The sequence below is a fragment of the Streptomyces sp. XM83C genome, from assembly GCF_023072675.1.
GTDB classification, from domain to species: Bacteria; Actinomycetota; Actinomycetes; order Streptomycetales; family Streptomycetaceae; genus Streptomyces; species Streptomyces thermocoprophilus.
Genome location: NZ_JALLGL010000386.1, coordinates 1 through 5,049 on the forward strand (window position 1 = coordinate 1; position 5,049 = coordinate 5,049).

The following is a 5,049-nucleotide window of genomic DNA, read 5'->3' on the forward strand; positions in this document are numbered from 1 at the left end:
GGGCGGGGGCTGCCCCGCGGGCAGGCGACGGCCCCCGCGAGCACCGCCCCGGGCCACCGCCGCCGTTCCCCCGGGCGGCGGGGACCCGGGGCTTCCTCGCCCCTGTCGGGCCGGTGCCCGTGCGGGCCCCGGCAGACGCAGGCGTACGTCTGGTCGAGGGACATAGCGCTGCCGCCGACTGGTCGTCCGGTAAGAGGGACGTAGGACGGAGGTGGTTCCCCGACTTTCGGGGAGACTCGGGCCGAAGGCGCCCCCCGCGCCGTCGTACACCTGAAAGAGTCGTATCCATGCAGGTCTGGCCTGGCGAGGCATATCCACTCGGCGCCACCTATGACGGCGCCGGTACGAACTTCGCGGTCTTCACGGAGGCCGCGGACCGAGTAGAGCTGTGTCTGCTGCACGACGACGGCTCCGAGACGGCGATCGAACTGCGCGAGAGCGACGCTTTCGTCCGGCACGCGTACGTGCCGGGTGTGATGCCCGGACAGCGGTACGGCTACCGGGTGCACGGCCCGTACGCCCCGGAGCGCGGGCTGCGCTGCAACTCGGCGAAGCTCCTGCTCGATCCGTACGCGCGTGCGATCAGTGGTTCGATCGACTGGGGCGAGGAGGTCTACGGCTACCACTTCGACGCGCCCGACAAGCGCAACGACCTGGACTCGGCGCCGCACACGATGACATCGGTGGTGGTCAACCCGTACTTCGACTGGGGCGACGACCGGCCGCCCCGTATCGAGTACCACCGCACGGTGATCTACGAGGCCCATGTGAAGGGCCTGACGATGCGCCATCCGGGGCTGCCGGAGGAACTGCGCGGCACGTACGCGGGGCTCGCCCATCCGGCGGTCGTCGAGCATCTGACCGAGCTGGGGGTGACGGCGCTGGAGCTGATGCCGGTGCACCAGTTCGTCAACGACCACCGGCTGGTCGACATGGGCCTGTCCAACTACTGGGGCTACAACACGATCGGCTTCTTCGCCCCGCACAACGCGTACGCCTCCTGGGGCGACCGCGGCCAGCAGGTGCTGGAGTTCAAGTCGGCGGTGCGGGCGCTGCACGAGGCGGGCATCGAGGTGATCCTCGACGTGGTCTACAACCACACCGCCGAGGGCAACCATCTGGGCCCCACGCTGTCCTTCCGCGGCCTGGACAATCCGCGCTACTACCGGCTGACGGACGACCCGCGCTACTACATGGACACCACGGGCACCGGGAACAGCCTGCTCATGCGGTCCCCGCACGTCCTCCAGATGATCATGGACTCGTTGCGGTACTGGGTGACCGAGATGCATGTCGACGGGTTCCGCTTCGATCTCGCGGCGACGCTCGCCCGGCAGTTCCACGAGGTGGACCGGCTGTCGTCGTTCTTCGACCTGGTGCAGCAGGACCCGGTCGTCTCCCAGGTGAAGCTGATCGCCGAGCCGTGGGACGTCGGCGAGGGCGGCTACCAGGTCGGCAACTTCCCCCCGCTGTGGACGGAGTGGAACGGCAAGTACCGCGACACGGTACGCGACCTGTGGCGGGGCGAGCCGCGCAAGCTCGCCGAGTTCGCCTCCCGGCTGACCGGCTCCTCCGATCTGTACCAGGACGACGGGCGGCGCCCGCTCGCCTCGATCAACTTCGTCACCTGCCACGACGGCTTCACCCTGCACGACCTGGTCTCCTACGACCACAAGCACAACGAGGCCAACGGCGAGGACAACCGCGACGGCGAGAGCCACAACCGCTCCTGGAACTGCGGCGCGGAGGGCGAGACCGACGACCCGCGGGTGCTCGCGCTGCGGGCCCGGCAGATGCGGAACTTCATCGCCACGCTGATGCTGTCCCAGGGCGTGCCCATGATCAGCCACGGTGACGAGTTCGCCCGCACGCAGCGCGGCAACAACAACGCCTACTGCCAGGACAACGAGCTGGCGTGGGTGCGATGGCCCGAGGAGGGGCATCCGCTGCTGGACTTCATGCGCGCGATGGTGTGGCTGCGCAAGGACCATCCGGTCTTCCGGCGGCGCCGCTTCTTCCACGGGCGGCCGGTGGAGGGCACCCACGACGAGCTGTCGGACATCGCCTGGTTCACACCGGAGGGCCGGGAGATGACCCACCGGGACTGGGAGTCGGCGCCCGCGTCGGCACTGACGGTGTTCCTCAACGGCAACGCCATCTCCGAGCCCGGCCCGCGCGGGGAGCGCATCACCGACGACTCCTTCCTGTTGATGTTCAACGCCTCGCCCGAGCCGCTGGAGTTCGTGGTGCCCGTCGATCACGGCCGGCAGTGGCAGGTGATCGTCGACACGGCCCTGGAGGACGGCGTCCCTGCGGGCGGGGGCGCCGAGGTGGACGCCGGGGACCGGCTGACCCTGACGGACCGCAGCCTGACGGTGCTGATGCGGCCGGCGTAGGGGCACCCGCGCGGGCGAAGGGGGCTTCGTCGCGCGCGGGGCCGCCTTCGGCCGGGGCAGGGGCACGCACGCCTGCGAGGGGGCCCGCCCGGCGCGCCTGCGTCGAGAAGCGTGAGCCTCGGGCACGCGCGCGTGGAGGCCGTATGGGGCGGGTGGCGGGCAAGCTGCACGCCGACGCCTCGGGCACGCGCGCGTGGAGGGCGTCGGTGGATGCCGCAGGTGGAGGAACGCGGTGACACGAATCCCGGCCGGGCGGGTACGTACGGTGGCATGACCCCTGAGCGTTCCGTCCCCGGCAGCCCCGGCGTCCCCCGCGTCCCCACGGCCACCTACCGGCTCCAGTTGCAGCCGGCGTTCCCCTTCGCCGCGGCCGGGGCGGCCGTGCCGTACCTGGCCTCGCTCGGCGTGTCGCATCTGCATCTGTCACCGGTCCTGGAGGCCGTGCCGGGCTCACCGCACGGGTACGACGTCGTCGACCACGCGCGCGTACGCGAGGAACTCGGCGGCGAGGACGGGCTGCGGGCCCTGTCGCGCACCGCGCGGGAGCACGGCCTGGGCCTGGTCGTGGACATCGTGCCGAACCACATGGCGATGGCCCCGCGCCACAACCGCGCCCTGTGGGAGGTCCTGCGGCAGGGGCCGACGTCGCCGTACGCACGCTGGTTCGACATCGACTGGGAGGCGCAGGGCGGGCAGGTGCTGCTGCCGGTGCTCGGCGCCCCGCTGGGCGAGGTGATCGAGGAGCTGCGCGTCGAGGACGGTGTGCTGCGCTACTGGGACCACGTCTTCCCGCTGCGCGAGGGCACCGAGGATCTGCCGCTGCCGCAGCTGCTGGACGCGCAGTGGTACCGCCCGGTGTGGTGGCGGCTGGCCCGCACCGAACTCAACTACCGGCGGTTCTTCAGCATCTCGGAGCTGATCGCGGTCCGCGTGGAGGACCCGGAGGTCTTCGAGGCCACGCACGCGACCGTGCTGCGGCTGCTGGACGAGGGGGTGATCGACGGGCTGCGGGTGGACCACCCGGACGGGCTCGCCGACCCGGGCGGCTATCTGCGGCGGCTGCACGAGGCGACCGGCGGCCGGTGGACCGTCGTGGAGAAGATCCTCGCCGACCACGAGCATCTGCCGGCGTCCTGGCCGGTCGCCGGCACCACCGGATACGACGCGCTGCGCCGCGTCGACGGGGTGTTCACCGACCCGGAGGGGGCACGGGAGCTGACGGACCTGTACCGGCGGTTCGCCGCCCCGCAGACGGACCGGGGCGGCCACTGGGCGGCGACGGCACGGCGGGCGGCGTACAAGGTGCTCACGCAGGAGCTGGCGACCGAGGTGGAGCGGCTGGTGCGGGTGGCGCACCGGGTGTGCGACACCGCGCCCGACCCGGCGCTGCGGGACCGCGCGCCGTGGACGCTGCGCACGGCGCTGCGGGAGCTGCTGGTGCGGCTGGAGGTGTACCGCCCGTACGGCGCCCGGGACGCGGCGGCGGTGCTGACCGAGGAGGCGGCGGCCGAGGCGCGGCAGGCGTTCACCGTGCCGGAGGAGGCCGGTGCCGTGGATGTCGTACGGGGGCTGCTGCTCGGCCGGTACGGCGACGGGCCCGGCCATGCGGAGCTGCGGACGCGGTTCGCGCAGACGGCGTCGGCGCTGCGGGCCAAGTCGGTGGAGGACACGGCGTTCTACCGCTACGTGCCGCTGCTGTCGGCCAACGAGGTGGGCGGCGAGCCGGGCAGTCCGGGGGTGTCACCGGAGGACTTCCACGCGTACTGCGCGCGCGTGCAGCGCGACTGGCCGGCGGGCGGGGTCGTGGTGTCCACGCACGACACCAAGCGCAGCGCCGATGTGCGGGCGGCGATCGCCGTGCTGACGGAGTGTCCGCGCAGGTGGGCCGGGACGCTGGACGAGGCGACGCGGGGAGAGGAGGGCGGTCCGGACGCGCAGCTCGCGTGGGCGGCCTGGCAGACGGTGTTCGGGCTGGGCCCGGCCGAGCCGGAGCGGGTCCGGGAGGCCCTGCTGAAGCATGTGCGGGAGGCGGGCCTGTACACCAGTTGGACGGAGCAGGAGCCGCCGTACGAGGAGGCGGTGGCGGCGTTCGTGACGGCGGGCCCGTGCGGGGCGCCCGGCAAGCGGGTGCAGGCGCTGCGGGCCGCGCTGGAGCCGCACATCCGGGCGAACGTCCTGGGTACGGCGCTGCTGCATCTGACGATGCCGGGCGTGCCGGACGTCTACCAGGGCACGGAGGCCGAGTACCGGGCGCTGGTCGACCCGGACAACCGGCGGCCGGTGCGGTTCCCGCCCGAGGACCCCGGCGTCAAGGGCGCGGTGACGCAGGCGGCGCTGCGGCTGCGCCGACGGCGGCCGGAGGCCTTCGGCCCGGCGGCGACGTACACGCCGCTGGCCGCCGAGGGGCCGGCCGCCGGGCACTGTCTGGCCTTCGCCCGCTCCGGTGCGGTCGTCACGGCGGTGACGCGGCTGTCGCAGCGGCTGGCGGAGGCGGGCGGCTGGCGGGAGACGGTCCTCGCGCTGCCGCCGGGCCGCTGGAGCGACCTGCTCGCTCCGGGGCGCGAGTTCACGGGGCACGCGCGCGTGGCGGACCTGTTCGCGCAACTGCCGGTGGCGCTGCTGGAGCGGGCCGGCGACGGGGGCGGACCGGGGG

2 protein-coding genes are annotated in these 5,049 nt (G+C 73.1%); both read left to right on the top strand.

Annotated features, from left to right (window positions below; all coding sequences use genetic code 11):
* Nucleotides 1–287 precede the first annotated feature (287 nt).
* Nucleotides 288–2,396 (top strand): glycogen debranching protein GlgX, encoded by a 2,109-nt coding sequence (gene glgX / locus MTQ10_RS27755; protein WP_247473029.1) that lies wholly within the window; start codon nt 288–290, stop codon nt 2,394–2,396.
* A gap of 270 nt (nt 2,397–2,666) precedes the next feature.
* Nucleotides 2,667–5,049 (top strand): malto-oligosyltrehalose synthase (gene treY / locus MTQ10_RS27760; protein ID WP_247473031.1); only part of this gene is annotated, 2,383 nt, incomplete at its 3' end.

Coding starts and splice junctions, on each gene's coding strand:
- glgX (WP_247473029.1), top strand. CDS start 288: ATGCAGGTCTGGCCTGGCGAGGCATATCCACTCGGCGCCACCTATGAC.